General features: G+C 35.5%; 4 protein-coding genes. All 4 read right to left on the bottom strand.

Translation table 11 applies throughout. The features are described 5' to 3' along the window. Positions 1 to 26 precede the first annotated feature (26 nt). From QZ019_RS09535 to sctU, 4 genes are read right to left on the bottom strand one after another with little or no spacing between them, the layout of a single operon-like run. Complete coding sequence (locus QZ019_RS09535; protein WP_295484558.1) at positions 27 to 215, bottom strand: hypothetical protein; 189 nt, start codon at positions 213 to 215, stop codon at positions 27 to 29. 18 nt (positions 216 to 233) lie between these two features. Beyond that, complete coding sequence (locus QZ019_RS09530; protein ID WP_009143402.1) at positions 234 to 1127, bottom strand: hypothetical protein; 894 nt, start codon at positions 1125 to 1127, stop codon at positions 234 to 236. A 24-nt stretch (positions 1128 to 1151) separates the two neighbouring features. After that, the gene (locus tag QZ019_RS09525; protein ID WP_294565841.1) at positions 1152 to 1631 is read right to left on the bottom strand and encodes a YscO family type III secretion system apparatus protein; all 480 of its coding nucleotides are present in this window, start codon (positions 1629 to 1631) and stop codon (positions 1152 to 1154) included. Next, on the bottom strand, positions 1631 to 2677 hold the full coding sequence (sctU, locus tag QZ019_RS09520) for a type III secretion system export apparatus subunit SctU (protein WP_294565838.1): 1047 nt from the start codon (positions 2675 to 2677) through the stop codon (positions 1631 to 1633). Before sctU ends, QZ019_RS09525 begins: the two co-directional genes overlap by 1 nt. Positions 2678 to 3192 lie beyond the last annotated feature (515 nt).

The raw sequence follows: 3192 nt of genomic DNA, 5'->3' as shown, positions 1-3192 counted from the left end.
GGGAAATGAGAGTAGAACAGGGAAAACTAGAGATTTATGCTTCTAAAGTCGGGAGAATCACGGATTGAATTAATTTTTTCCATTGCTGCTTCTTTATTAACAGCGCTAAGTTCCATTTGCAATTGCGCAAAGATCAATTGAATACTGGCATTAGAGCTTAATAAAGAACCTGAATTAATCTCTTTAACGTTATTTAAATTTACACCTTGAACCATTTTTCTTGTCCCCCAAAATTAGCGGCCAGTAACAATTGAAGATAGTACATCAGAAGCTTTGGATATTGCAGAACTTGCTCCTTGAGTATAAGAATTATACTGACCCATATAATCCTGAATAAACACCATCTGCTGCTGAATGTCAGATCCTGTTTCTTCTTGAATTGACTCAAGTTGAGCTATGATAGTATCAATTCTTTCAGTCTTAAGCTTATCTCCTGACGGCATTTCCAAACCATATTGCTCACAAACAGATGAAAGAGTAAGCATTGCAACGCGACCTTCCAAGTTCTTTATAGCTTCGTTCCACTCTTTCTCATTTTGTCTTGCAGACACGCCATAATCAGCATAGTCTATTTTTTGTGATTTAAAATAATTCTCCATATCCGCGGGCATCATTGTAGACTCATACTCTCCGCGTGCATTTTTCGCATTTTCTTGTGCTTGCTTTTTCCCTGCATCAAATGCTTCTACTGAGCCGGCCATGTTAATCTTTTGTGCATCCGTTAAATCGTTTCCCAAAAGTTGAGAAAATACCAGATACGAACCTCCTTTTGCTCCTAAAGCAGCTTGATCTCTAAGCTCTTTTGCCGAAGAAAGAAACTCATTTGTTTGTTGAATTTCTGCGTCAATATCTTCGACATTTAAATTACCGACCTTATCAATATCAAGCTCATCATCTCCCATAAGTGACTTAATATCACGTAATGAGTTAATAGCATCAGTTAAGCGCTTTGATTCTTCCTGCTGTTCTCTAATATACTTAATTTTATCTAAAGCAGCCTCTTTATTAGCAATACCAAGTTCAATTTGCAGCTGCGCAAATATAAATTGAATACTTCCTGAATTCAGTCCACCTGCAACTGCTGAACTGATAGGAGAAGAACCTCCAACTGCCTCAACGTTACTCATGATCCATTACCTCTTAAATTATTGTTAAAAGTCTTGAGATTTTTTTACCTTAAAATCATCAAGCTCCTGATCTGCTAAATATTCTTCATATCTTTTTTCTTGAAATTGCCAAATTTCCCGATGCTTTTCAAGCTTAGCCAGGTCTTTTTGTACTGAATTTACGACCTGTACGGCTTTTTCGTATGCTTTTTGCGCATTTTCAAGATCTTTTGCAAGCTGTTCAATTTCCGTTTGAAGATCAAACTCCTTGATATTTAAAGAAACCAGTTCATGATTAAATTTTGAAATCTCCTCCTGTTTCTTTACCTTACCGATTAATTCGTCATATCGACGGTTGATTTCCTCTTTCTTCCAAACTTTATAATCAGAAAGTTCTTGTTCTTTTCGCTTTAAGCTTAAACGCGCCTCTTCTAAACGTGAGATGCTTAATCTTAATGCGTTCTGCGCCTCATCTACTCGCCTCTCGCGCAACGAAACTAAAGAAGACAACGGATAAGCACGCATCAATTAGTCCTCATTTTGTCTATAAAACGAAGTACTTCAGCGACTTGAACAAGCAAATCAGACGGAACATATTGTTCTTCTGAGCCTTCGGCAAACAGCGCTCGGGCTAGAGGAGGCTGGCGCATAATAGGAATATGCTCTTCTTTTGCAATAGCTATCATGCGCTTGGCTAAATCACCCTGGCCTTTAGCTAAAATAACCGGTAATTTTGTTCTTCCTTCTTCATAGTCAATTGCAACGGCATAATGCGTAGGGTTGGTTATAAGGACTTTAGCCTTACGGGTATTGGCTAAAGTTGATTGATTCGCCATTTCCTGATGCAGCTGACGACGTTTTGATTTTATCTGGGGGTCGCCTTCCATTTCCTTATATTCCTGTTTAACCTCATCAGGCGACATCATGTGATCTTTTGTGTATTTGAACTTGGTATAAACAAAATCAATTGCAGCAAGGATTGAAAAAGCGACAATGGCATATATTGTTAAATCTTTTAATAAAACTGCACTAAGTTCCCATACTGATCCGATGTTTGAATTCTGAATCTTAAAAAACTCACGGAACGAATTTTTTGCCGCCATGTAAACAGCTACGCTCAATACCGTAACCTTAATAATATTTTTTATAAATTCAATAAGATTTTTAACTGAAAAGACCTGTTTAAACCATTTTGCAGGAGATAAATTTTCTAACTTCGGAATAGCACCTTTGGGTGCAAAAAGAAATCCGGTTTGCGATAAAAGAGCTACTAACGCAGCGCATAAAACAGCAGCGACAATCGGTAAAACAATACCTATTGAACAATCGATTACTGCAGCTCCAATCAATCTTAAAGCCTCATCATAGGGCATAGTAATTGAGTTTGAGAAAACATAATCAGTTGTAGATAAGAGCTTTTTAAAAATATTATCGGCATTTGCAATAAAAAAGAAGACAACTGCAATAACGGTGGCGGCTGAAACAACCTCCTGACTTTTGGCGATATCGCCCTGCTCTCTTGCATCCCTTAGACGTTTGTCTGTGGGTTGTTCAGTCTTTTCACCGCTCATGGTAATATTCCTTTATTGTTTGTAATAATATTTTACACTACAAAAAATAAATTTCCATAAATCTATAAAATTTTTTGACGTTCATCACTAATTAAAACAGATACTGCATAAATCATTAACATCAATTAAGACAGCATATTTAAAGTATTGCAAATTCCGATCATTAAAAACAAAAAATCCTCGTGTTAAAAGTAAAAACGAAGAGAAAACATATTGATACAGCTGTAAAAAATATTAATATTAAAACTTCGTCTTTCATTACACCGCTGATGCTTTTTCCTAAAACTCTAGCAGCAGTACTTATTTACAAATTTTGCGTTCTGATTAATGTTATGAAACTTTGTTTTAGACTTGAAATTAGTCGCTTAAATCACCAAGTTTTTTTAATATTTGAAAATTTTTCTTTTAAGAAAAGATAAATTTCATTAATAAAAACAAACCTTTTCTTAATACTAAGTCTCATTTAGCCCAACGCATTTATATAATTAAACATTATCGATAAACAGCTTATTTTT

The sequence above is a fragment of the uncultured Succinatimonas sp. genome (genome assembly GCF_905203285.1).
Lineage (GTDB): Bacteria > Pseudomonadota > Gammaproteobacteria > Enterobacterales > Succinivibrionaceae > Succinatimonas.
This window is presented reverse-complemented; position numbering and strand designations above follow the sequence as displayed.